General features: G+C 69.5%; 18 protein-coding genes. 8 read left to right on the top strand and 10 right to left on the bottom strand.

The window, feature by feature from the left end; all coding sequences use genetic code 11:
* The coding region (locus tag H0523_RS12765; RefSeq protein WP_180180070.1) for an MFS transporter at positions 1 to 821 on the bottom strand (821 nt) is incomplete at its 3' end.
* Between the two features lie 112 nt (positions 822 to 933).
* Here H0523_RS12765 and H0523_RS12760 point away from each other — a divergent pair.
* Together H0523_RS12760 and ocd are read left to right on the top strand one after the other, a co-directional pair.
* Complete coding sequence (locus H0523_RS12760; protein WP_054434018.1) at positions 934 to 1,878, top strand: LysR family transcriptional regulator; 945 nt, start codon at positions 934 to 936, stop codon at positions 1,876 to 1,878.
* Between the two features lie 172 nt (positions 1,879 to 2,050).
* Positions 2,051 to 3,121, top strand: coding sequence for an ornithine cyclodeaminase (gene ocd, locus H0523_RS12755; RefSeq protein WP_054434017.1), 1,071 nt, complete (start codon positions 2,051 to 2,053; stop codon positions 3,119 to 3,121).
* A 22-nt stretch (positions 3,122 to 3,143) separates the two neighbouring features.
* Here the strand turns inward: ocd and H0523_RS12750 are convergent, their stop codons facing one another.
* The 4 genes from H0523_RS12750 to H0523_RS12735 all read right to left on the bottom strand — a co-directional run bounded on the left by H0523_RS12750 (position 3,144) and on the right by H0523_RS12735 (position 8,371).
* Complete coding sequence (locus H0523_RS12750; RefSeq protein ID WP_082404747.1) at positions 3,144 to 5,225, bottom strand: sensor domain-containing protein; 2,082 nt, start codon at positions 5,223 to 5,225, stop codon at positions 3,144 to 3,146.
* Positions 5,226 to 5,364: 139 nt separating this feature from the next.
* On the bottom strand, positions 5,365 to 6,474 hold the full coding sequence (locus H0523_RS12745; protein ID WP_054434016.1) for a YcjF family protein: 1,110 nt from the start codon (positions 6,472 to 6,474) through the stop codon (positions 5,365 to 5,367).
* A gap of 87 nt (positions 6,475 to 6,561) precedes the next feature.
* A complete protein-coding gene (gene panB, locus H0523_RS12740) occupies positions 6,562 to 7,392 on the bottom strand; it encodes a 3-methyl-2-oxobutanoate hydroxymethyltransferase (RefSeq protein ID WP_054434015.1) in 831 nt (276 codons plus the stop codon).
* A gap of 61 nt (positions 7,393 to 7,453) precedes the next feature.
* Positions 7,454 to 8,371, bottom strand: a complete 918-nt coding sequence (locus H0523_RS12735) for a LysR family transcriptional regulator (protein ID WP_054434014.1) — start codon at positions 8,369 to 8,371, stop codon at positions 7,454 to 7,456.
* 260 nt (positions 8,372 to 8,631) lie between these two features.
* Here H0523_RS12735 and H0523_RS12730 point away from each other — a divergent pair, with 260 nt between their 5' ends.
* Entirely contained in the window at positions 8,632 to 10,032 is a 1,401-nt protein-coding gene (locus H0523_RS12730) for a sodium:solute symporter family protein (RefSeq protein ID WP_054434013.1), read from the top strand.
* Positions 10,029 to 11,075 carry an agmatinase gene (speB, locus tag H0523_RS12725; protein ID WP_054434012.1) on the top strand — a complete coding sequence of 349 codons (1,047 nt, stop codon included), beginning with the start codon at positions 10,029 to 10,031 and terminating at the stop codon, positions 11,073 to 11,075. The genes H0523_RS12730 and speB overlap by 4 nt, the downstream gene beginning before the upstream one ends.
* Before the next feature lie 21 nt (positions 11,076 to 11,096).
* On the opposite strand, the gene H0523_RS32400 is transcribed toward speB, so the two are convergent.
* From H0523_RS32400 to H0523_RS12700, 5 genes are all read right to left on the bottom strand, one after another.
* Positions 11,097 to 12,551, bottom strand: coding sequence for an ArnT family glycosyltransferase (locus tag H0523_RS32400; protein ID WP_054434011.1), 1,455 nt, complete (start codon positions 12,549 to 12,551; stop codon positions 11,097 to 11,099).
* Complete coding sequence (locus H0523_RS12715) at positions 12,535 to 13,566, bottom strand: glycosyltransferase family 2 protein (RefSeq protein ID WP_054434032.1); 1,032 nt, start codon at positions 13,564 to 13,566, stop codon at positions 12,535 to 12,537. The genes H0523_RS32400 and H0523_RS12715 overlap by 17 nt, the downstream gene beginning before the upstream one ends.
* Positions 13,567 to 13,701: 135 nt before the next feature.
* Entirely contained in the window at positions 13,702 to 16,884 is a 3,183-nt protein-coding gene (locus H0523_RS12710) for a CusA/CzcA family heavy metal efflux RND transporter (RefSeq protein WP_054434010.1), read from the bottom strand.
* Between the two features lie 16 nt (positions 16,885 to 16,900).
* Positions 16,901 to 18,124, bottom strand: a complete 1,224-nt coding sequence (locus H0523_RS12705; RefSeq protein WP_054434009.1) for an efflux RND transporter periplasmic adaptor subunit — start codon at positions 18,122 to 18,124, stop codon at positions 16,901 to 16,903.
* Between the two features lie 14 nt (positions 18,125 to 18,138).
* Positions 18,139 to 19,392, bottom strand: coding sequence for a TolC family protein (locus H0523_RS12700; protein WP_054434008.1), 1,254 nt, complete (start codon positions 19,390 to 19,392; stop codon positions 18,139 to 18,141).
* A gap of 255 nt (positions 19,393 to 19,647) precedes the next feature.
* On the opposite strand from H0523_RS12700, the gene H0523_RS12695 reads away from it, so the two are divergent.
* The 4 genes from H0523_RS12695 to H0523_RS12680 all read left to right on the top strand — a co-directional run bounded on the left by H0523_RS12695 (position 19,648) and on the right by H0523_RS12680 (position 22,665).
* Positions 19,648 to 19,986 (top strand): DUF4148 domain-containing protein, encoded by a 339-nt coding sequence (locus H0523_RS12695; RefSeq protein WP_054434007.1) that lies wholly within the window; start codon positions 19,648 to 19,650, stop codon positions 19,984 to 19,986.
* 183 nt (positions 19,987 to 20,169) lie between these two features.
* Positions 20,170 to 20,859 carry a heavy metal response regulator transcription factor gene (locus H0523_RS12690; protein WP_006392423.1) on the top strand — a complete coding sequence of 230 codons (690 nt, stop codon included), beginning with the start codon at positions 20,170 to 20,172 and terminating at the stop codon, positions 20,857 to 20,859.
* The gene (locus H0523_RS12685; RefSeq protein ID WP_054434006.1) at positions 20,859 to 22,199 is read left to right on the top strand and encodes a heavy metal sensor histidine kinase; all 1,341 of its coding nucleotides are present in this window, start codon (positions 20,859 to 20,861) and stop codon (positions 22,197 to 22,199) included. Before H0523_RS12690 ends, H0523_RS12685 begins: the two co-directional genes overlap by 1 nt.
* Positions 22,200 to 22,296: 97 nt before the next feature.
* Positions 22,297 to 22,665: a hypothetical protein gene (locus H0523_RS12680; protein ID WP_231689819.1), complete on the top strand. Its 369-nt coding sequence runs from the start codon at positions 22,297 to 22,299 to the stop codon at positions 22,663 to 22,665.
* The last annotated feature ends 9 nt before the right edge of the window (positions 22,666 to 22,674 follow it).

The raw sequence follows: 22,674 nt of genomic DNA, 5'->3' as shown, positions 1-22,674 counted from the left end.
AGCGGCGCCGCCAGGGCGCCAGCGGCGCCGGCCAGGCCGAAGGCGCCGGCCGCCGCCGCGCCGAGGTGGAACGGCGCTTCGTGCAGCATGACCGCCAGGGTCGACCAGAAGGCGCTGAAGCCCAGCGACAGCAGGCCTTGCGCGGTCGCGGCGCGGCGCAGTTCGCCGTGCTGGCGCCACAGGCGGGGCAGCGAGCGCAGCAGTTCGGCGTAGGGCAGCCGCGAGGTCGGCGCGAACGCGGGCAGGCCGCGCCACAGGGCCGCGCCCAGCGCCACGATCGACACCGCGGCGGCCAGGAACATGGTGCGCCAGCCGAGCTGTTCGGCGACGAAGCCGCTGATGACGCGCGACAGCAGGATGCCCAGCAGCAGGCCGGTCATCACCGTGCCGACGATGCGGCCGCGATGCGCGGGCGGCGCCAGCGTGGCGGCGGCGGGCACGATGTCCTGCGCCAGGGTGGCGGACAGGCCGATGGCGAAACTGGCGGCCAGCAGCACGCCGATGGCGGGGGCGACGGCGGCCAGCAGCAAGGCCGCGGCAAGGGCGCAGGCCTTGATCAGGACGATGCGCTTGCGGTCGTAGCGGTCGCCCAGCGGCGCCAGCAACAGGATGCCGAACGCGTAGCCCAGCTGGGTCAGCGTCGGGATCCAGCCGAGCTGGCTGGCGCTGGCGTGCAGGTCCGCGCCCAGGATGCCGAGCATCGGCTGGTTGTAATACAGGGACGCAACGGCCAGGCCGGCGCCCATGGCGAGCAGCAGGACCAGTCCGGCGGACGGGTCTTGGGTGGCGGGCGCGGGATGCGCCCGGGTATCGGAGGACATGATGGGGTTCCGTTCAGGAAAGAGGCCGCGAAGAGGGCACGGCGCAGATTCTGAGCGTCCGCCCGGGCCGTGGGTAGCCGTCCGCTGGGTAGATCCGTTATACGATGGGTGTATGACCAAGCCCGCCCTGCCCCTCGCGACCGGCACCGACCGCCTGCTGTTGCTGGAGACCTTCATACGTATCGTGGAGGCTGGCAGCCTGTCGGCGGCCGCCTTGCAGCTGGGGGCGACGCAGCCGACGATCAGCCGCCGGCTGCAACTGCTGGAGCGCACGCTGGGGGTGCGGCTGCTGCAGCGCTCGACCCATGCCATCCGGCTGACCGAGGATGGCCAGCGCTGTTACGAGCGCGCCCGGGAATTGACGACCACCTGGCAGTCGCTCGAGAGCGAGGTCAGCGGCGCCGGCGAGGACCTGGCCGGGTCGTTGCGGGTGGTGGCGCCGCACGCTTTCGGCCAGAACCAGTTCATGGATGCGCTGGCGCATTACCTGCGCCTGTATCCGCGCATGCGGGTGGAGTGGCTGCTGCATGACCGGGTGCCGGATTTCATCGCCGAGAACATCGATTGCGCGATCAAGGTCGGGCCGGTGCAGGATCCGTCGGTGGTCGCGGTCAAGCTGGGCGAGGTGCCGCGCAGCGTCATGGCGGCGCCGTCGCTGCTGGGCGGCGGGCCCCTGCCCCGGCATCCGTCCGAGCTGGCGGCCTTGCCGTGGCTGGCGCTGCGCACGTTCTACCGCAACGAAGTCAGCCTGACGCACGTCCGGACCGGCGAGGTGGTGTGCATCGACATCGTGCCGCGCCTGTCCACCGACGGCCTGTACGCGATGCGCAAGGCGGCGCTGCAAGGCCTGGGCGTGGGCATCGCGTCGGACTGGGCGCTGCGCGATGACTTGGCCAGCGGCCGGCTGGTGCAACTGGCGCCGGACTGGTTCGCCCCGCCCTTGCCCGTCTACCTGGTCTACGCGCCGTCGCGATTGCAACCGCCGCGGTTGCGCCGTTTCATCGAGATCATGCGCGAGCATCTGCCGGCGGAGTTGCGCGCGAGTGACGCGGGTTAGGCGCAGTTCGCGGCATATCAGGGATTACCAGCAGCGCCGCGGCCGGATTGCGACAAGTGGCATCGGCCGTTGCCAGAATGGCAGGTTCCTAGCATTTTGTGTGGAAAGTGGGCGCTAGGCATTGACCTGGGCATCGGACAGAATTTCTGTACCGAAACATCAGGGGAAAATAATGACGACACTGCTCACCACCACCGACGTCGCGAAGATCGTGGCCGCACAGGGCCCGCGCAAGGTATTCGAAGACCTGCTGGACTATCTGCTGGCCGATTTCCTGCGCTGGCAGGAGTTCGACAAGAGCGCGCGCGTCGCCAACCATTCGACGACCGGCGTGATCGAGCTGATGCCCACCGCCGACAGCGATCTCTACAGCTTCAAGTACGTCAACGGCCATCCCGGCAATCCGGCGGCGGGCCTGAGCACCGTGATGGCCTTTGGCGCGCTGGCGCAGGTCAACACCGGCGAGCCGCTGCTGATCAGCGAACTGACGCTGACCACCGCGCTGCGCACCGCCGCCACCTCGGCGCTGGCCGCCCGCGCCCTGGCCCGTCCGGGCTCGCGCAGCATGGCGCTGATCGGCAACGGCGCGCAAAGCGAATTCCAGGCGCTGGCGTTCCATCACATCCTGGGCATTGACACGCTGCATCTGTACGACGTCGATCCGGCCGCCACCGACAAGCTCGAGCGCAACCTGGCCGGCGTGCCCGGCCTGCGCCTGCGACGCTTCGACAGCACCGCCGCGGCCGCCAAGGGCGTCGACATCGTGACCACGGTGACGGCCGACAAGGCCTACGCCACCATCCTGACCGCCGACATGATCGAGCCGGGCATGCACATCAACGCCGTGGGCGGCGATTGCCCCGGCAAGACCGAACTGCACGCCGACGTGCTGCGCGCCGGGCCGGTGTTCGTCGAATACGAGCCGCAGACGCGCATCGAGGGCGACCTGCAGCAGATGCCCGCCGACTTCGCCGTGACCGAGTTGTGGCGCGTGCTGACCGGCCAGAGCGCCGGCCGCCAGGGCGATCGCGACATCACCGTGTTCGACTCCGTCGGTTTCGCGCTCGAGGACTTCTCGGCGCTGCGCTGGCTGCGCGACAGCGCGGTCAAGCACGGCATCGGCACCCGGGTGGAAGTGGCGCCGCGCCTGGCCGATCCGAAGAACCTGTTTGAACTCGTGCGCGGCCGCCAGGCCGCCGCGCAGGCCGCGGCCCGCGCCAACCAGGCGCTGCTCAAGGACTGACGCGCGCCGCGGGCGCCGTGGCCTATTCGGGCTGCGGCGGCTCGTGCGAGATCGGCCGCCCCAGCAGGAAGCCCTGGAAGTGCGAGCAGCCTTCCTGCGTCAGCCTTTCCAGCTGGGCCGCCGTCTCCACGCCCTCGGCGGTGGTGGGGATGTCGAGGCTGCGGCCGATGCCGTTGATGGCGCGGATGATGGCCAGCGCTTCCTTGCTCGATTCGACGTCCTGCGTGAAGGACTTGTCGATCTTGATCTTGTCGAACTCGAAGGTGCGCAGATAGCCCAGCGATGAATAGCCGGTGCCGAAATCGTCCAGCGCCACTTTCACGCCCAGCTGCTTGAGCCGGTTGAGCGTGGTCAGGTTGGCCTCCGAATTGGCCAGCAGCACCGATTCGGTGATCTCCAGCTCCAGCCGCCGCGCCGGCAGGCCGGAGGTGGCCAGGGCGGATTCCACCAGCGAGACCAGCGCATTGTTGGTGAACTGCGTGGCCGACAGGTTCACCGCCACGGTTTCGTGCGCGTCCCAGGTCATGGCTTCGCGGCAGGCTTCGTGCAGGGTGAAGGCGCCCAGCTCGTGGATCAGCCCGGTCTCTTCGGCGATCGGGATGAAGTCGTTGGGCATGATGAGGCCCTTGACCGGATGCTGCCAGCGCATCAGCGCCTCGCGCCCCACCGTGCGGACGTGGGTGACATCCTTGATGGGCTGGTAGTACAGCTGCAGCTGCTGCGACAGGATCGCCTGGCGCAGGTCCATCTCCATTTCGTGGCGCTTGAGCGCGGCCGCTTCCATTTCGGGCTTGAAGAACGCCAGGCAGTTGCGGCCATTGCGCTTGGCTTCGTACAGCGCCATGTCGGCGTAGCGCAGCAGGTGGTCGGCGCCGGCTTCCTGCGCGGTGGCCCGGGCGATGCCGATGCTGACGCTGACCGGCACGGTGTGGCCGTCGACCTGGAACGGCTCGCGCACCGCGTCGATCAGGCGCTGCGCCATCTGGCGCAGGTCGTCGGTCTTTTCGATGCCGGGCAGCACCACCGCGAACTCGTCGCCGCCCAGGCGCGCCAGCGTGTCCTGCTCGCGCAGGTTCTTGGCCAGGCGCCGGGCCAGCTGGCGCAGCAGCTCGTCGCCGTACTGGTGGCCGAGCGTGTCGTTGACGCTCTTGAAGTTGTCCAGGTCCAGGCACAGCACCGCGGCGCTGCGCTCGCGGCCCTCGGGCGACAGCGCCTTGAGCAGGCGCTCGCGGAACAGGCGGCGGTTGGGAATGCCGGTGAGGGTGTCGTGGTGCGCCATGTAGCGCACCTGGGCCTGGGCCGCGTTCTCGTCGGTGATGTCGTCGGCGATCAGCAGCACGTAGCGCGAACGCGGATCGCTGCTGTGGAACACCAGCGTCTTGCTGCGCAGCGTGCGCGGGCCGCGCTCGGTGATGACTTCTTCCTGCCCGGCCTCGCGCAGCGCGCCGTCGGAACGCAGGGCGTCGTTGGTCAGGCGCTCGAAGAATTCATGGACGGCGGGCGGCAGGCATTGCTGCATGGTCTGGCCCTGCATCTGCTCGCGGCGCGCGCCGAAAACGTTTTCGGTCTGCCGGTTGGCCAGCAGGATGCGGCGCGACACGGCGTCCAGCACCAGCACGCAGGACGGGATGTGCGAGACCACGGCTTCCAGGAAGCTCGACAGCGAGGTCAGCTCGCTGTTGTAGCGCTCGGCCAGTTCCTTGGCGTGCAGCACCTGCAGCTCGCGTTCGCGGCGCTCGGTGCAGTCGCGCGTGATCTTGGCGTAGCCGATGAGCGCGCCGGTGTCGTCGTGGATGGCGTCGATCACCACGTGGGCCCAGAACGGCGTGCCGTCCTTGCGGACGCGCCAGCCCTCGGCCTCGAAGCGGCCCTGTTCGCGGGCGATGCTCAGACCGCGCCCCGGCAGGCCCGAGGCCTGGTCGGCGGGGCTGTAGAAGCAGGAAAAATGCCGCCCCACGATTTCGTCCCGCGTATACCCCTTGGCGCGCTCGGCGCCGGCGTTCCAGTTGGCGACGGTGCCGTCGGGGTTCAACATGTAGATAGCGTAGTCAACGACACCTTGCACGAGGTGCCGATACATGACGTCGGAATGGTCGATGATCATTGGGAGTGGGCAGGCGTTGCGGGATTCGCGGCACTACGTTTACGTCGTGCCGACGCGATTATTTACCGGCAATGCGCGGAAAAGCCGATCCTTGCCGATCTTGACGCATTAAGTCCGATCTTTGCGTTGGGTAACAGGCTCAGGGTTTCATGCGTTGCTTGAGGGCCTGCGTGATCATGGGGATGTCGAGATCCTGGCCGGGATGCTTCTGGCAGAAGTCGTACAACACCGCGATGTAGGCGTTGCCCAGCAGTTTGGTGATGGCGCCGGCGGTGGTGGCGGCGATGGTGCCGCCGATCGCGCTGCCGGCGCCGGGAATGAACTTCAGCAGGCCCGACACCACCGAGCGTCCGACCAGCGTGGCCGCGGACGCGCCCAGCGTGGACGTGACCAGCGTGCTGATGGCGGCGGTGTTCAGTTCCATGCCGAAGGTGATGCCGATCTTGGCGATCATGCCGACCTGGATCGGCACCAGCGCGACGGCGTCGGAGAACGGAATCGGTGCGGCGGCGGCCGACGCGGCCAGGCCGGCGGCGACGTTGACCTCTATTTCAGCCCGCTTTTTTTTTACTTCCAGGGCCTTCTGGTTGCGGGTCGAGAGCGCGTTGGCGTAGGCGCGCTGCTGCGATTCGGGGATGAAGGCGGCGGTCGCCTCGATCAGCGCGTCCAGCCCCATCGGCGGCAGGTCCGCATCCAGTTCCTCGATGCGTTCGGGCAGCGCGCGCACCGCCACCACCTGGCGCGCGCGCGGCAGCAGTGCGCGCGCCTGTTCCAGGAAGGGGCTGTTCTTGCGTGCCTTGGTGAGCACGCCGATGACGGGGATGCCGGCATCGGCCAGCAGCGCGCACAGCTCGATTTCGGCATCCTCGACGCGGTGGCTGCTGTCCTGGATGCAGAGCCAGGCCACGTGCAGGTGCCGGTCCTGGTCTTCCGAGACGGCGCGTTCGCGGATCAGGTCAGCCAGCTGCTGGCGCGAGCGGGCGTAGTCGCCGACCTCCAGGCCGCGGGTGTCGATGATGGTGAGCGGATGGCCGGGCCGCGAGAATTCCTGCGTGGTCTGCGTGACCGGCTTGCCGGCGCCGGTCTTGGCCAGGTCGCCGCGGAACACCGCGTTGATGAGCGTGCTCTTGCCCACGCCGGTCTTGCCCGCGACCAGGATGTTGACGCGGCCGGCGCCGCGCGTGGCCGTGCTGATCGCGTCGGCGATCGCGTCCTGCAGCTGGGGCGTGTCGTGGCGGGGCGGGGTCATGGCTGGCGAATGAAGGGCGCGCGGCGGGCGCGGGGATCGGACATGGCTTGATTCTAGCGACAAACGCGAATGGGGCCGGATTGCCCGTCAACCGTACAGGTGCTCCGCTTCCGGGAAACGGCGCGCGCGCACGTCGGCGGCGTAGTCGCGGGCGGCGTCCTGGATGCGGGCCGACAGGGTGTCGTAGCGCTTCACGAAGCGGGCGGTGCGGTCGAACATGCCGAGCATGTCGTCGACCACCAGCACCTGGCCGTCGCAGCCGGCCGACGCGCCGATGCCGATGGTGGGGCAGGCGATGGCTTCGGTGATGGCCAGCGCCAGCGGTTCGACCACGCCCTCGATCACCACCGCGAAGGCGCCGGCGTCGGCCACCGCCGCGGCGTCGGCGGCGATGCGGGCGTACTCGGCGTCGCCGCGGCCGCGCGCGCCGTAGCCGCCGAGGATGTTGACGGCCTGCGGCGTGAGGCCGATGTGCGCCATGACCGGAATGCCGCGCGCCGACAGATAGGCGATGGCGGGCGCCATGGCCTGGCCGCCCTCCAGCTTGACCGCGCTGGCGCCCGTTTCCTTCAGGACCCGCGCGGCCGAGCGGAAGGCCTGCTCCGGGCCTTCCTCGTAGCTGCCGAAGGGCATGTCGACCACCACCAGCGCCTGGCGCGCGCCGCGCACCACGGCGGCGCCGTGCGCGATCATCATGTCGAGCGTGACCGGCACGGTGGACGGCAGGCCGTAGATGGTCTGCGCCAGGCTGTCGCCCACCAGCAGCGCGTCGCAGTGGGGATCGAGCAGCTCGGCCATGCGCGCGGTGTAGGCGGTGAGCATGACCAGCGGCTCGGCGCGCTTGCGGGCGCGAAAGGCCGGGACGGTCATGCGGCGCGGCGCCGCGGCGGCGGCATTCAAGGTGGCGGTGGTGGACATGCGGGCTCCTGGTAGGCGGCGCGCGGGGCCTGGCGTGGCCGCCGCGCGCGGCACAGGTATATCACGGCGGCGAGGCCGGCGCGTCCAGCAGGGCCGCGCGCATGTCTTCGAGAAACGCCGCGGCGATGTCGTCCAGGTGGCTGCGCCGTTTCGCCACCATGCTGATCTCGACGTCGTAGTGATAGGTGTCGGCGTCCAGCGCGTGCAGCAGGCCGGCGGCCACGTAAGGCGCCGCATAGTGCTCGGGCAGGTAGCCCAGGTGCGCGCCCGACAGGATCAGGATCAGCGCGGCCTCCATGTTGTCGGCTTCGGAGGTGATGTGGCGCGGCCGGCCGGCGAACGAGGACTCCGGCAATGGATAGGTGCGCCAGGTCCAGTCGGCGTCGGCGATGTCCTGCTCGGTGACGCGGCCGGCGCGCGCCGCCAGCGGATGCGTGGCGCCGCAGTAGGCGATCTGGCGTTCCTGGAACAGCGCGGTGTAGTCCAGCATCGGCACCCGGTGCAGGAAGTAGCCGATGGCGACCTGCATCTCGTCCTTCAGGATCAGTTCCTCCAGCTCGCGCGGGCTGCGGATCAGCACCGACAGGCGCACGGCCTCGTCGCGCCGGCGGAACTTCTCGATGGCGCGGCCGATGCGCGCGTTCTGCGCCATGGTGGCGTTGCCGATCAGGCCCAGCGTCAGGTTGCCCACCAGTTGCCGATGCATGTTGCGCGCCTGCGCGCTGAAGTCGTCCAGCGAGGCCAGCGCGCGACGCGCCAGCTTGTCGAATCGCTGTCCCTTGGCGCTCAGGCGAAAGCCGCCGCGGCCGCGCTCGCACAGGGTGAAGCCAAGGCGCGTTTCGAGCGTGGCGAGCTGGCTGCTGATGGTGGACTGGCCCACGCCCAGCAGCGCCTGCGCCGCCGACACGCCGCCGGCGTCGACGATGGTGAGGAAGACGCGGATCAGCCGCAGGTCGAGGTCGGAGACGTTCGAGAGCATAGGGTAACTACCGACTAAACATTGATGGACGTCGATGTGAATTTTCCGAACCAGATATGGATGGAAGATCGGCGGATTCCTATTATTCCACCGGAGTTGACGATTTGGATCGACACCGACGCCGCCGGCGGCGAGCGCGCCGATCGGGGCTGGAAACCGCGAGTTTTCCGGATTCACTTCTACGTAAATAGTTGTTTTGCCGGCGGCGGTCAATCAGCGTGCGCGCTTCGCGACGCACGCGGCGACACAAGGGGAAGGACATGGTTTTGGATATAGGCGTCGTGGTGCTGTACCTGGCCGCCATGCTGCTGCTGGGCTGGTACGGCATGCGGCGGGCGAAGACGCACGAGGATTTCCTGGTGGCGGGCCGCAACCTGGGGCCGGGCTTCTACATGGGCACCATGGCGGCGACCGTCCTGGGCGGCGCCAGCACGGTCGGCACGGTGCGGCTGGGCTACGTCTACGGCATTTCCGGCTTCTGGCTGTGCGCCATGCTGGGCCTGGGCATCATCGTGCTCAATGTGTTCCTGGCCAAGCCGCTGCTGAAGCTGCGCATCTTCACCGTGACGCAGATCCTGGAATACCGCTACAGCGCGCGCACCAAGCACGTCAGCGCGCTGGTGATGATGGCCTACGCGCTGATGCTGGCGGCCACCTCGGTGATCGCGATCGGCACCGTGATGCAGGTGCTGTTCGACCTGCCCTTCTGGCTGTCTATCCTGGTGGGCGGCGGCGTGGTGGTGGTGTATTCGGCGGTGGGCGGCATGTGGTCGCTGACGCTGACGGACATCGTGCAGTTCCTGATCAAGACCGTCGGCCTGATGTTCATCCTGCTGCCGATCTGCCTGTCGCGGGTCGGCGGCTGGGACCAGCTGGTGGCCAGGCTGCCGGCGTCCAGCTTCGAGTTCGCCACCATCGGCTGGTCCACGGTGCTGACGTACTTCCTGATCTATTTCTTCGGCATCCTGATCGGCCAGGACATCTGGCAGCGCGTGTTCACCGCCCGCAGCGAACGGGTGGCGCGGGTGGCGGGCGCGGCGGCGGGCGTGTACTGCATCGTCTACGGCCTGGTGGGCGCATTGATCGGCATGACGGCCAAGGTGCTGCTGCCCGATCTGGACAACGTCAACAACGCGTTCGCGGCCATCGTGCAGGCGGGGCTGCCGGAGGGCATCCGCGGCCTGGTGATCGCGGCGGCGCTGGCGGCGATGATGTCCACGGCCAGCGCGGCGATGCTGGCGTCGGCGACGGTGCTGTCCGAAGACCTGCTGCCGGCCCTGCGCGGCGGACGCGGCTTCACGCACGTGCGCAGCCATCGCCTGGTGACGCTGCTGGTGGGCCTGGCCACGCTCGGCATCGCGCTGGCGGTCGACGATGTGCTCAATGCGCTGACCTGCGCCTACAACCTGCTGGTGGGCGGCATGCTGGTGCCGATCCTGGGCGCCATCTGGTGGCGCCGCGCCACCACGCCCGGCGCCATCGCCAGCATGCTGCTGGGCTGCGGCACTGCGATCGGCTTCATGATCAAGGACGGCCTGGCCGCCAACACGCCGATCTACGCCAGCCTGGCCGTCAGCGTCCTCAGCTTTGTCATCGTCAGCCTGATGGGGCAGGCCGCCGCGCCTGTCCAGGGCGACACCCCTTCCAGGAGCATTCCATGACCTTCACGCCCGAGAAGCTGGCCGCGTTGCGCGCCCGGTTCGGCGGAGCCAACGAGGCTGTCATCCACGATCCGCACTTTCGCGCCGTGGCGGCCAACGTCATCGACGAGAGCGGCACGCGCAGCGCGCCCTATGCCGGCATGCCGACCCTGCTGGATGCGCCGGCGCGGCAGATCGACTGGGACCGGCCCGACTTCGGCGACCTGCAGGTGGCGTTGCTGGGCGTGCCGATGGACCTGGGCGCGAGCAATCGCAGCGGCTGCCGCTTCGGGCCGCGCGCGTTGCGCGCCATCGAGCGGGTGGGGCCGTACAACCATGCGCTTCGATGTGCGCCGGTGCGCGAACTGCGGGTCGCCGATATCGGCGACGTGCCGATGCGCAGCCGCTACAGCCTGGAGCAATCGCACGAGGATATCCACGCGGCCTACGCCAGGATCGCGGCGGCGGGCGTGACGCCGCTGTCGGTCGGCGGCGACCATTCCGTGACGCTGCCGATCCTGCGCGCGTTGGGCGCGCGGCGGCCGGTGGCGCTGGTGCATTTCGATGCGCATTGCGATACCGGCGGGCCGTTCGATGGCAGCCGCTTCCATCACGGCGGACCGTTCCGGCAGGCGGTGCTGGAGGGCGTGCTCGATCCCACCCGCACCATCCAGATCGGCATCCGCGGCTCGGCCGAATACCTGTGGGAGTTCTCGTACGAGTCGGGCATGACGGTGATCCACGCCGAGGACATCCCGCGCCTGGGCGTGGAGGCCATCATCGCCCAGGCGCGCGCCGTGGTCGGCGACGCGCCGGTCTACGTGTCGTTCGACATCGATTGCCTGGATCCGGCGTTCGCGCCCGGCACCGGCACGCCGGAGGTCGGCGGGGTGACCGTGCGCGAGGCCCAGGCCATGCTGCGCGGGCTGGCCGGCCTGGACATCGTCGGCGGCGACCTGGTGGAAGTGGCGCCGTCGTACGACGCCACCGCCAATACGGCCCATGCGGGCGCGCAGATCCTGTTCGAGATCCTGAGCCTGATGCGCCTGCGCGGCGCGCGCTGACGCATCGGCAAGGCGCCGGCGTCAGGGCGCCGTGGCGCCCTCGCCCGCCACCTGCAGCAAGGTGTAGCGCCGGCTCGAATACAGCGGCGTGACCTGTCCGCGCCAGGTCGCCAGTAGCGTGGTGGCCTCGCGCTTGCGCACCGCCAGGAATACCCGCTGGCCGGCGGCCGGCAGCACCGCGGCCAGGGCCTGCGGGCCGTCCACCAGGCCGGCCGTGTCGCGCGAATAGTAGCGGGCGGAGAACGGGCGGCTGCCGACGAAATAGAGCCGGTCGCCGGCCCGCATGGCGGCCTCGGCGCGTTGCACCAGCTGCTTTTCCGTCTTGTAGTGCGCCGGCTGCATCCAGGCCAGCAGAGCCAGGACCAGCGCGGCGGCGGGCGCCAAGGCCATGCCCGCCAGCATCAGGCGGCCCGGGCGCGCGTCGCGCCACTGCGCGGCCTGGATGCCGAGCGCCAGCGCCACCGGCGGCAGCGCCGGCAGCACGTAGGTCCAGAGGATGTTGCCCGACAGGGTGAAGAATGCCGGCGTGACCAGCGCCCAGGCCAGCAGGTAGGTCAGGTCGGGGTCGCGCGCCGCCGTCGCCACGCGCCGGCGCAGCGGATCGTCACGCCGCGGCCACAGCAGCAGGCCGAGCCAGGCCACGCCCCACGGCATGGTCGCCATCAACCAGTCCAGCCAGATGCTGCCGTAGGGGCGTTGGTGGGCCGAGCCGTAGCGATCGCCTTCCCAGCCCGGATCGATGAAACGCAGGATGTGCTCGCCGACGATGAAGTAGCGCAGGAATCCCGGCGTCTTCAGTTCGGCCGCGATGTACCAGGGCAGCGCCAGCATCAGCGTCAGGGCGATGCCGCCCGCCCACGGCAGCGCCCGCAGTGACGCGCGCGCGTTGCGGTGCCACAGCATCCACGGCACGATCGCGCCGGCGGTCAGCACCAGCGCCAGCGGGCCCTTGGACAGCAGGCCGATGGCCAGGCCGACGAAGAAGCCATAACGCCACAGCGGCCGCGGATCGCGCGGCGCCAGCAGGAACGACACCATCGACAGCGTGATGCCCAGGGCCAGGAAGGCGTCGGTCAGCACCGCGCCGGCGCTGGCGTACGGCAGCAGCATGGTGGCGAACAACAGCGTGGCCCAGCGCGCGGCCTGCTCGCCGCGCAACTGGCGCGCGCAGCGGTGGACCAGCGCCAGCACGCCCAGCATGGCCAGCCACGTCGGCAGGCGCACCGCCAACTCGGACAGGCCAAACAGCCGGATGGACAGCGCCTGGGCCCAGAAGGCCAGCGGCGGCTTGCCCCAGAACGGCTCGCCCGGCTCGAACCATGGGGTGATCCAGTCGCCGGTCGTCGCCATCAGGCGGGCGATCTCGGCGTAGCGCGGCTCGGAGGTGTCGGCGAACGGCATCATCGCCATCGCCAGCAGGCGCAGCGCGAGGATGCCGCCCAGGCCCAGCAGCAGGCCCCTAGAAGTTAACCGCATGCGGACCCTTGGCGGTGTCGGCCAGCGGCATGGCCGCCGCGGCGCTGTGTTGTACGTCGCGCACCAGATAGACCGGGCGCTGCTTGGATTCCATGTAGGTCTTGCCCATGTATTCGCCCAACAGCCCGATGGTGATCAGCTGGATGCCGCTCAGGAACGTGATCATGGCCATCAGCGAGGGGTAGCCCTGGACATCGTCGCCATGGATCAGCGTCTTGAAGATGATGATGATACCGAACAGGGCGCCCAGCAGCGCGGCGGTCACGCCCGCGACCGTGGCCCAGCGCAGCGGCGCGATCGAGAACGAGGTGATGCCTTCCAGCGCCAGCCGCAGCAGCGCGAAGACGTTCCACTTGGTGGCGCCGGCGGCGCGCGGGGCGCGGTCGTAGTCGATGACGCGGGTCGGCATGCCGACCCAGGCATACAGACCCTTCATGTAGCGGCAACGCTCGGGCAGCCGCAGCAGCGCATCGACGGCGCGCCGGCTCATCAGGCGGAAGTCGCCGGTGTCGGGCGGGATCGCGGCGCGGCTCAGCCGGCTCAACAAGCGGTAATAGGCGTAGGCCGAGGCGCGCTTGAACCAGCCCTCGCCGGCGCGGCTGCGGCGCCGCATGCCGACCACGTCGGCGCCCTCGCGCCAGGCGCGCACCATGTCCGGAATCAGCTCGGGCGGGTCCTGCAGGTCGGCATCCAGCAGGATGACGGCGGCGCCGGTGGCGTGTTCCAGGCCGGCGGTCATGGCGGCTTCCTTGCCGAAGTTGCGGCTCAGGCGCACCAGTTTCAGGCCGGGCTCGCGCGCCATCAGTCCGGCGATGTATTCGGCGCTGCCGTCCTGGCTGCCGTCGTCGACGAACACGATTTCCCACGGCTCGCCCAGGGCGTCGAGCACCTGCCGCAGGCGCGCGTGGCACTGCGGCAGCACTTCGCGCTCGTTCAGGAAGCAGATGACGATGGAGAGTTGTGGCGGACGCGGCGGCGTGCGCGGCGGGAGGGGGATGGCGGGATACGGACGCATGGTGGGAACGCCTTTGGGTCGAACGGTCGGGCCGCGCCGGCCGGGCGGCACCGGCGCATCGCCACTTTATTGAGCCGTCCGCGACAGCGCGCGGACGGCGACATTACATTTGCGCAAGGTGGGCGGTCCGCCGTGTCAGCCGGCGGCGGTCTCCCGCTGACGCGCCGCGCTCTGCGCCAGCTCGAGTTCCTCGGCGTCCTTGCGGTGCATCAGCCGGTACAGCGCGGGCAGCACCAGCAGCGTCAGGATGGTCGACGAGATGATGCCGCCGATGACCACGGTGGCCAGCGGCCGCTGCACCTCGGCGCCGGTGCCGGTGGCGATCGCCATGGGCACGAATCCGAGCGAGGCCACCAGCGCGGTCATCAGCACCGGCCGCAGCCGCGTCAGGGCGCCCTCGCGCACCGCCTGGTCGAGCGGCTTGCCGGATTCGCGCAACGAGCTGATGAAGGACAGCAGCACCAGGCCGTTCAGCACCGCCACGCCGCACAGCGCGATGAAGCCGACCGCCGCGGTGATCGACAGCGGAATGCCGCGCAGCCACAGCGAAATGACGCCGCCCGTCAGTGCGAACGGAATGCCGGTGAACACGATCAGGCCGTCCTTGATGTTGCCGAACATGGCGAACAGCAGGCCGAACACCAGCAGCAGCGCGGCGGGCACCACGATCTGCAGGCGCTGGGCCGCCGATTGCAGCTGTTCGAAGGTGCCGCCCCAGGCGGTCCAGTAGCCGGCCGGCACCTTGATCTGCTCGGCCAGCGCCTTTTCGGCGTCGAGCACGAACGAGCCCAGGTCGCGGCCGCGCACGTTGGCGCTGACGACGATGCGGCGCTTGCCGTCCTCACGCGAGATCTGGTTGGGACCGGGCGCCAGGTCGAAGGTGGCGATCTCCGACAACGGGATGTAGGCGGTCTGCGCCTGTGCGTCGCTCTTGGGCAGGGCGATGGGCAGCTTGCGCAGGGCCGGGATGCTCTCGCGCACCGTCTCCGGCAGGCGCACCACGATGTCGAAGCGGCGGTCGCCCTGGAAGAAGGTGCCGGCCTCGCGGCCGCCGATGGCGATACCCAGCGTGTCCTGCACGTCGGCCAGGTTCAGGCCGTAGCGGGCGGCGCGGGCGCGGTCGATGTTGACCGTCAGCACCGGCAGGCCGGTGGTCTGCTCGATCTTGACCTCGGAGGCGCCGGGAATCGCCTGCAGCACCTGGGCGACCTCGGCCGCGGAACGGTTCAGCACGTCGTTGTCGTCGCCGAAGATCTTCACCGCCACGTCGCTGCGCACGCCGGAGATCAGCTCGTTGAAGCGCAGCTGGATCGGTTGCGAGAATTCGTAGTTGTTGCCCGGAATCTGCGCGGCCTCTTCCTGGATCGCCTGCAACAGCTCGGCCTGGGTCTTGCGCGGCGCGGGCCACTGATCGCGGGGCTTGAGCATGATGTAGCCGTCGGAGATATTGGGCGGCATCGGGTCGGAGGCGATCTCGGCGGTGCCGGTGCGGGCGAACACGCGTTCGATCTCGGGGAATTTCTGCTTCAGCCGGGTCTCCAGCTGCTTCTGCATCTCCAGCGACTGGCTCAGGCTGGTGCCGGGAATGCGCAGCGCCTGGATGGCGATGTCGCCCTCGTTCAGATTGGGGATGAACTCGCTGCCCATGCGCGCGGCGATCACGCCGCACACCGCCACGAACAGGGTGGCGGCGGCCAGCACCAGCGGCGTGCGGCGCAGGGCCAGGTCCAGCAGCGGCGCGTAGCGGCGCTTGGCCCACAGCATCAGGCGGTTTTCCTTTTCCGAGACCTTCTTGCCGATGAACAGCGCCACCGCCGCCGGCACGAAGGTGACCGACAGGATCATTGCGCCCAGCAGCGCCAGCACCACGGTCAGGGCCATGGGATGGAACATGCGCCCTTCGACCCCGCTGAGCGCGAAGATCGGCAGGTACACCACCATGATGATGAGCTGGCCGAACAGCAGCGGCCGACGCGCCTCGCGCGCGGCGGCGAAGACTTCGTGGAAGCGTTCGCTGCGGGTCAGGGGCCGGCCCTGCTGTTCCTGCGCGTGGCTCAGCCGCCGCACGCAGTTCTCGACGATCACCACCGCGCCGTCGACGATGATGCCGAAGTCCAGCGCGCCCAGGCTCATCAGGTTGGCGCTGACCTTGTAGGTGACCATGCCGGTGAAGGTGAACAGCATCGACAGCGGGATCACCATGGCGGTGATCAGCGCGGCGCGGATGTTGCCCAGGAACAGGAACAGGATCACGATCACCAGGGCCGCGCCTTCCAGCAGGTTCTTCTTGACCGTGGCGATGGCCTTGTCGATCAGGTTGCTGCGGTCGTACACGGTGACGGCCTTGATGCCGGCCGGCAGGGTCTTGTTGATGGCGTCGATGCGCGCCGACACCGCCTGCGACACCGCGCGGCTGTTCTCGCCGATCAGCATGAAGACGGTGCCCAGCACCACTTCCTGGCCGTTGTCGGTGGCCGCGCCCGTGCGCAGCTCGCGGCCGATGCTGACGTCGGCCACGTCGCGGATGCGGATGGCCTGGCCGTCCACGGCGGTCAGCACCACGTCGCGGATGTCGTCGATGGAGCGCACCTGGCCTGGCGCGCGGATCAGGTACTGCTCGCCCTTGCGCTCGATGTAGCCGGCGCCGACGTTGGCGTTGTTGCGGTCCAGCGCCGTCATGATGTCGGTCAGCGACAGGCCGTAGGAGGCCAGCCGCTCGGTATTGGGCGCCACCTGGTATTCCTTGGCGAAGCCGCCGATCGAGTTGATCTCGGTGACGCCGGTGATGTTGCGCAGTTGCGGCTTGATGACCCAGTCCTGGATCTCGCGCAGGTCGGTGGGCGTATAGGGCGTGCCGTCTTCCTTCTTGGCGCCGGGCTCGGCCTCCACCGTCCACAGGTAGATTTCGCCCAGGCCGGTCGAGATCGGCCCCATGGTCGGCGTGATGCCTTCGGGCAGGCTTTCCTTGGCTTCCTGCAGCCGCTGGTTGACCAGCTGGCGGGCGAAGTAGATGTCGGTGCCGTCCTTGAAGATCACCGTCACCTGCGACAGGCCGTAGCGCGACAGCGAGCGGGTCTGCTGCAGGCCGGGCAGGCCGGCCATGACGGTCTCGATCGGATAGGTGATGCGCTGTTCGGTCTCCAGCGGCGAGTAGCCGGGCGCGCCGACGTTGATCTGCACCTGCACGTTGGTGATGTCCGGCACGGCGTCGATGGCCAGCCGGGTGTAGTTGTAGACCCCGATGGCGGCGACGCCCAGGGTGACGAAGATGACGAGCCACCGTTGCTCGATGGCGAAGCGGATCAGGCGTTCGAACATGTCTGGATGCTCCGGCTCAGTGCGCGTGGCTGGCGCTGGCCTTGCCCTGCTCGGCCTTGAGCACGAAGGCGTTGCGCGCGACGTAGCGGGCGCCGGCGGCCAGGCCCGACAGCACTTCGACCTGCTCGCCCGCGGCGCGGCCGAGCTTGACCGGCTGCGCCAGGAAGCCGCCCGGCGTTTCGACGTACACCACCGATTCGTTCTCGACGGTCTGGACCGCGTCGGCCGCCACCACCACCGGCGCGTCGGCGCTGCTGGTGACGACGTTGACCGAGACGAACAGGCCCGGTCGCCAGGCCATGTCGGGGTTGTCGAGGGTGACGCGGGCCGTGGCCGTGCGGGTCTGCTGGCCCAGCAGCGAGCCGATGTACGACACCTTGCCTCGGGCCTGGCCGGAGAAGGCCGCCGAGGCGACGCTGGCGGCTTCGCCGACGCGCACGTCCTGCAGGTCCTTGGGCGCGATCACGAACTCGGCCCAGACCGTGCGCAGGTCCGACAGCGTGAAGATGCTGGCGGTGTCGGGCAGGGCCTCGCCCAGGGCGATGTGTTTCTCGACCACCACGCCGTCGAACGGCGCGCGGATCTCCAGCCGGCTCAGGTCCCTGGACTGTGGCGGCGCGCCGATGGCGGCGAGTTTCTGCGCGGCGTTCTGCACGGCGATCTGGGCCTCCTGCAGCGCGGTGCGCGCCTGCTGGTAGTCCTGTTCGGCCGAGACCTTCTCGCGCCACAGCTTGAGTTCGCGCTGGTGGGTGGCGGCGGCGAGGTCGCGGCGCTTGCTGGCGGCCAGCCATTCGCTGCGCAGTTCCGACAACGCGGTGCTCGACAGCGCCGCCAGCAGGTCGCCTTGTTTGACCTGCTGGCCCAGGTCCGCCGACACCTCCTGCACCACGCCGGCCAGGCGCGGCACTACGTGCGCGGTGCGGTCGGCGTTGAACTTGATTTCGCCAGGGAATTGCGAGGCGGTCTCCAGCCGCGCGGGGCCGGCCGTTTCGATGCCGAGGCCGGCGGCCTGGATCTGTTCGGCGCTCAGCGTGATCTTGTCTTCGTCATGCTCCGCCGGGGAGTCGGCCTGGCCGGTCTTGCCATCGGGCGCGGTCTCGGCGGCGGAATGACTGTGTCCGTCGCCGGCCGCGTCGGCCAGGGCCGGGCGTGGCAGGGCCAGCGCCAGCAGGCAGGCGGCGGACAGGGCGGCGGCCAGCGCCGGGCGGGAAAGGGCGGAAAGCGCGGTGTGCATGGTCATGGGAGGGATAGGGTTCAACGTCCGAGAATGCGATCGATGTCCGCCGCCGCCTGATAGGCGCCGGCCAGGACGTTCAGGTAGCCGATGTTTCCTTGCGACAGGGTGCGTTGCGCATCCAGCACTTCCAGGAAGCTGACCTTGCCGGCCTCGAAGCCCTTGCGGGCGCTGTCGTAGGCCTCGGCGGCGCCGGGCAGCACGGTGGCGCGGTACTCGCGCACCGAATTGGCGGCCAGGTCGAACTGCGAGACGGATTGCAGCAGGTCGGCGGTCAGGCGCGACTCCAGCTCGCGATACAGGTCCTGCGCCTTGTACGACTGCATCGTGGCCGAGTAGACGTTGCCCTGGTTGCGGTCGAACAGCGGCAGCGGGATCGCGACGCCGAACTGCGCCTTGTTGCGGCCCTGCTCGTTGTCGCGCGCCACGCCGGCGCTCAGGGTGATGTCGGGATAGCGCTTGCTCTTCTCGACCTCCAGTTGCGCCCGCCCCAGCTCGACCGAGAGGCGGCCCGCCTCCATGCGTGGCGACGTGGCGAGGGCGGCGCGCAGGTCGTCGATGGCCTCGCGCCGCGGCAGCGCTTGCAGGTCGGTGCCCACCCGCGCGAAGTCAGGCGCGGACGCGCCCCACAGTTGCCCGAGCTTGCGCCGCGCGGCGTCCAGCGTGGCGTCGGCGGCGCGGGCGTCGATACGCGCGTTGGCCAGTTCGACGCGGGCCTTGCTGCTTTCCAGCGGCGGCGCCTTGCCGGCGGCGACGCGCCGTTCGGCCAGGCGCAGGGCGTTCTGGGCGATGTCCACGGTGCCTTGCGACACCCGCACCGTTTCCTGCGCCACCGCCACGTCGAAGAAGGCGGCGATGACGGCGGCGCGCAGGTCGGCGCGCGCGCTGGACAGATCGCGCTGGGCGATGTCGCGCGCCAGGCCGGCCGCCTTGATGCGCGCGCCGCGCTTGCCGCCCAGTTCCACCGGCATGCTCAGCGCGGTGGTGGTGGTGCTGGTGGCGCGGCGGTTGTCGTCGATGCCGACTTCGAGGCTCGGATTGGGGATGACGCCGGCCTGCGTGACCTGGCCTTCGCTGGCCGCGGCCTCGTTGCGCGCGGCCGCCAGCAGCGGGCTGCGCTCGTAGGCCGTGGCCAGCGCCTGCTCCAGCGTCAAGGCGGGCGCGGCCGACGCCGCGCGGGCGGCAGGCGGAGCAGCGGCGGGGCCGGGCTGGCTCCAGGCCGGCGAGAGGAAGAAGGCTGCCGCCACGACGAGCGGTATCGGGGATGAACGCATGAGGTCAACCAAGGGAGGGCGCCACGGACTCGGGCTGAGGCAGGCATTGGTGGGCACTCTATCCAACGGGCCTCGTCAGATCCCCGACAGAAAAATGACATTTCGGTAAGGTTCGCGCGCCTTACGAATTCGTAATCGGCGTGTTGGCGAATTGACGCGGTCGTGTCCGTAGAGTGTCTTCACCGCTTAACAAAAAGCGTGCAGGCGCGGCGTCCTGGCCGCCCCGGCAAGTCACCGAAACTGGGAGATATCCTCATGAAGCAACGCATCGTCGCCACCCTCGCCCTGTGCGGCGCCCTGGCCGTGCCGGCCCTGGCCAGCGCCAACAGCACCTGGCACCCGACCAACACCGAGATCGGCTACAGCATCGCGCCGGACCATGCGGCCATGGGCAAGACCGGCGAGCAGGTCGCCAGCGAACTGGCCGCCGCCAAGGCCGACAAGCGCCAGTGGTTTTTCACGTATTACAACCTGGGCAAGCCGGGCTGGGCCAAGCAGGGCACGTCGCGCACCCGCGCCGACGCGCTGGCGGAAGTCGAGGCGATGACGCCGGCCGAGCGCGCCCGGCTGGACGCGATCTATACCCCGGGTTGAACGCGCCCCGTCGTTTCCGCGCCGTCCGCGGCCAGCGCGCCGCGGGTGGCAACCGGTACGGCCCGACCGCCGCCGCCGTCCCGCGCCCTGGCGCGCGGACGGCGGCTGTCGTATTCCGACGCCGCGAACGTAGAATAGGGTGGCACTGCGTCGCGGTTCGTCCCTTTCTCCATCCGGGGCCTCATGAAAATACTGGTCATTGAAGACGAAAAAAAACTCGCCGAATACCTGCGCCGCGCGCTCACCGAGCACAGCTACGTGGTCGACGTGGCCATGGACGGCGTCAGCGGCCTGCACCTGGCGCGTGAAAGCCAGTACGACCTGGTGCTGCTGGACGTGATGTTGCCGGGCATGGACGGGTTTTCGGTGCTGCACGAATTGCGCAAGACCGATCGCGTGCCGGTGCTGATGCTGACCGCGCGCGACAAGCTGGAAGACCGCGTCAAGGGCCTGCGCGATGGCGCCGATGACTATCTGGCCAAGCCGTTCGCGCTGTCCGAGCTGCTGGCGCGGGTCTTGGCGCTGGGACGCCGCAGCGGCCATAACGTGGCCGAGGCCGGCGGCCAGAACGTGCTGCGCATCGGCGACCTGGAACTCGACCTGCTGCGCCGGCGCGCCTATCGCGCCGGGACGCGGCTGGACCTGACCGCCAAGGAATTCACGCTGCTGGCCTTGCTGATGCGCAAGCAGGGCGAGGTGCTGTCGCGCCTGGAGCTGGCCGAGCAGGTCTGGGACATCAACTTCAACAGCAACACCAACGTGGTCGAGGTGGCCGTGCGGCGCCTGCGCGGCAAGGTCGACGACCCGTTCGAGAAGAAGCTGCTGCACACCGTGCGCGGCATGGGCTACGTGCTGGAAGTGCGGGAAGACTGATGGCCTCGCCCCGGCCCCGGTCGCTGCGGCGCTGGCTCACGCGCTGGCTGGCGATCCTGACCTTTGCCGGCCTTGGCCTGGTGTGCGTGGCGGTCTACTGGGCCACCAACCGCAACCTGTCCATCCGCCAGGAGGCCTTGCTGGCGCAGAAGATGGAAGTCATCAAGCACCTGGTCGAAGAGAACGCGGCCAAGGGCGATTCGGCGTCGCTGCGCCACAAGCTCGAGGATTTCTTCTACGGCCGCCCCGATTTCTCGCTGGCGCTGGAGATCGACGGCGCCAGGGTGGTCTACGGCGGTCCGGATGACGGCGGTGACGGGCACGACCGCCGCATCAGCTTCACGCTGCCGGTGCCGGGTTCGCCGGGCGGTTCGATGAACGCGGAGCTGGTGCTGGACATCACCTCCGACCTGCACCTGCGCGCGGCGCTGGCATGGACGCTGCTGGGCTGCGCGCTGGCCGGCGCCATCGTGGTGTCGGCGATCGGCACGCGGCTGGTGCGGCGGGCGATGGCGCCGGTCGATGAACTCGGACGGCAGGCCGCGCGGCTGTCGCCCGACCGCATTGGCGAGCGGCTGGACGAGAGCCATCAGGCCGAAGAGATCCGGCCGCTGGTGCACCAGTTCAACGCGGTGCTGCAGCGGCTGGAACGCGCCTATGTGCAGATGGAAGGCTTCAATGCCGATGTCGCGCACGAGATGCGCACGCCGCTGGCGACGCTGATCGGCGAGACCGAGCTGGCGCTCAGCGGCAAGCGGCCGGAAGCGGCGCTGCGCGAGATCCTGGGCTCGAACCTGGAGGAGTTGCAGCGCCTGTCCGGCATCGTCAACGACATGCTGTTCCTGTCGCAGGCCGACCGCGGCGCCCAGGCGCGCGGCAGCTGGACGCCCAGCCTGGCGCAGGTCGTCGCCGAGGTGGCCGACTACCACGAGGCCGAAGCCATGGACGCACGGGTCTCGTTCGCGGTGTCCGGCGAGGCGGCGGCGCGGGTGGACCGCTCGCTGTTGCAGCGCGCCGTGTCCAACCTGGTGTCCAACGCGGTGCGCTATGCCCATCCCGGCACCCGCATCGACCTGCTGATCGACCGTGGCGACGAAGGCGTGCGCATCGCCGTGCGCAACCACGGCGAGCCGATCGGCGCGGAGCACCTGCCGCGGCTGTTCTACCGCTTCTATCGCATGGACGCGGCGCGTCCGTTCGATGCCAACCACCACGGGCTGGGCCTGGCCATCGTGGCCGCCATCGCGCGCATGCATGGCGGCCGGCCGTTCGCATGTTCCGAGGGCGGCGTCAGCACCATCGGCTTCTGGATCGCCGGCGGCAACATTACAGAAAACTAATCTGCCTGTTCGCGTCCTGTCGCGGCGCGCTTCCTAGACTGGTCCTGTTCACCGGCCGTGCCCATCGGCGGCGCGGGGTGGACGCCAGGGAGGCTTTATGCAGCGATGGAAACAGGCGGCCGGGCGCGCCGCATTGGTGGCGGGCCTGGCCGCGGCGCTGCCCGCCTGGGCGGCCGAGCCGGCGCCCGGCCAGGGTCTGCCGATGGCGCCGGCGTCCGCGTGCGAGTTGCCGGATACCGTGCGCGACGCTTTCGAGCGCCGTCAGGCGCAGGGCCAGCTGACGCGCGCCGAGGTGCGCGCGCAGGTCGAAGTCTGGCGCGCCTCGGGCATGTCGCAGCTGTCGCGTGCGCGGCCCCTGCCGGATGTCTACAGCGAGCGCTACCGCCAGCATTACGCGACCTATGTGCGGATGCGCAGCGGCCCCGAGTACGCCGCCGCCCTGTGCCAGGCGCTGCGGGAGGATTGAGGGCGGGCG

The sequence above is a fragment of the Achromobacter insuavis genome (assembly GCF_902859645.1).
GTDB lineage: Bacteria > Pseudomonadota > Gammaproteobacteria > Burkholderiales > Burkholderiaceae_B > Achromobacter > Achromobacter insuavis.
Note: the sequence above shows the minus strand (reverse complement) of the source record. Positions and strands in the feature narration are given on the sequence as shown.

Excerpts from the sequence above, each read along its gene's own strand:
- ocd (WP_054434017.1), top strand. The coding sequence starts at position 2,051 with ATGACGACACTGCTCACCACCACCGACGTCGCGAAGATCGTGGCCGCA.
- H0523_RS12735 (WP_054434014.1), bottom strand. The coding sequence starts at position 8,371 with ATGCTCTCGAACGTCTCCGACCTCGACCTGCGGCTGATCCGCGTCTTC.
- H0523_RS32400 (WP_054434011.1), bottom strand. The coding sequence starts at position 12,551 with ATGCGGTTAACTTCTAGGGGCCTGCTGCTGGGCCTGGGCGGCATCCTC.
- H0523_RS12700 (WP_054434008.1), bottom strand. The coding sequence starts at position 19,392 with ATGCGTTCATCCCCGATACCGCTCGTCGTGGCGGCAGCCTTCTTCCTC.
- H0523_RS12685 (WP_054434006.1), top strand. The coding sequence starts at position 20,859 with ATGGCCTCGCCCCGGCCCCGGTCGCTGCGGCGCTGGCTCACGCGCTGG.
- H0523_RS12690 (WP_006392423.1), top strand. The coding sequence starts at position 20,170 with ATGAAAATACTGGTCATTGAAGACGAAAAAAAACTCGCCGAATACCTG.
- H0523_RS12705 (WP_054434009.1), bottom strand. The coding sequence starts at position 18,124 with ATGACCATGCACACCGCGCTTTCCGCCCTTTCCCGCCCGGCGCTGGCC.
- H0523_RS12680 (WP_231689819.1), top strand. The coding sequence starts at position 22,297 with ATGCAGCGATGGAAACAGGCGGCCGGGCGCGCCGCATTGGTGGCGGGC.
- H0523_RS12715 (WP_054434032.1), bottom strand. The coding sequence starts at position 13,566 with ATGCGTCCGTATCCCGCCATCCCCCTCCCGCCGCGCACGCCGCCGCGT.
- speB (WP_054434012.1), top strand. The coding sequence starts at position 10,029 with ATGACCTTCACGCCCGAGAAGCTGGCCGCGTTGCGCGCCCGGTTCGGC.
- H0523_RS12750 (WP_082404747.1), bottom strand. The coding sequence starts at position 5,225 with ATGATCATCGACCATTCCGACGTCATGTATCGGCACCTCGTGCAAGGT.
- H0523_RS12695 (WP_054434007.1), top strand. The coding sequence starts at position 19,648 with ATGAAGCAACGCATCGTCGCCACCCTCGCCCTGTGCGGCGCCCTGGCC.
- H0523_RS12745 (WP_054434016.1), bottom strand. The coding sequence starts at position 6,474 with ATGACCCCGCCCCGCCACGACACGCCCCAGCTGCAGGACGCGATCGCC.
- H0523_RS12730 (WP_054434013.1), top strand. The coding sequence starts at position 8,632 with ATGGTTTTGGATATAGGCGTCGTGGTGCTGTACCTGGCCGCCATGCTG.
- H0523_RS12710 (WP_054434010.1), bottom strand. The coding sequence starts at position 16,884 with ATGTTCGAACGCCTGATCCGCTTCGCCATCGAGCAACGGTGGCTCGTC.
- panB (WP_054434015.1), bottom strand. The coding sequence starts at position 7,392 with ATGTCCACCACCGCCACCTTGAATGCCGCCGCCGCGGCGCCGCGCCGC.
- H0523_RS12760 (WP_054434018.1), top strand. The coding sequence starts at position 934 with ATGACCAAGCCCGCCCTGCCCCTCGCGACCGGCACCGACCGCCTGCTG.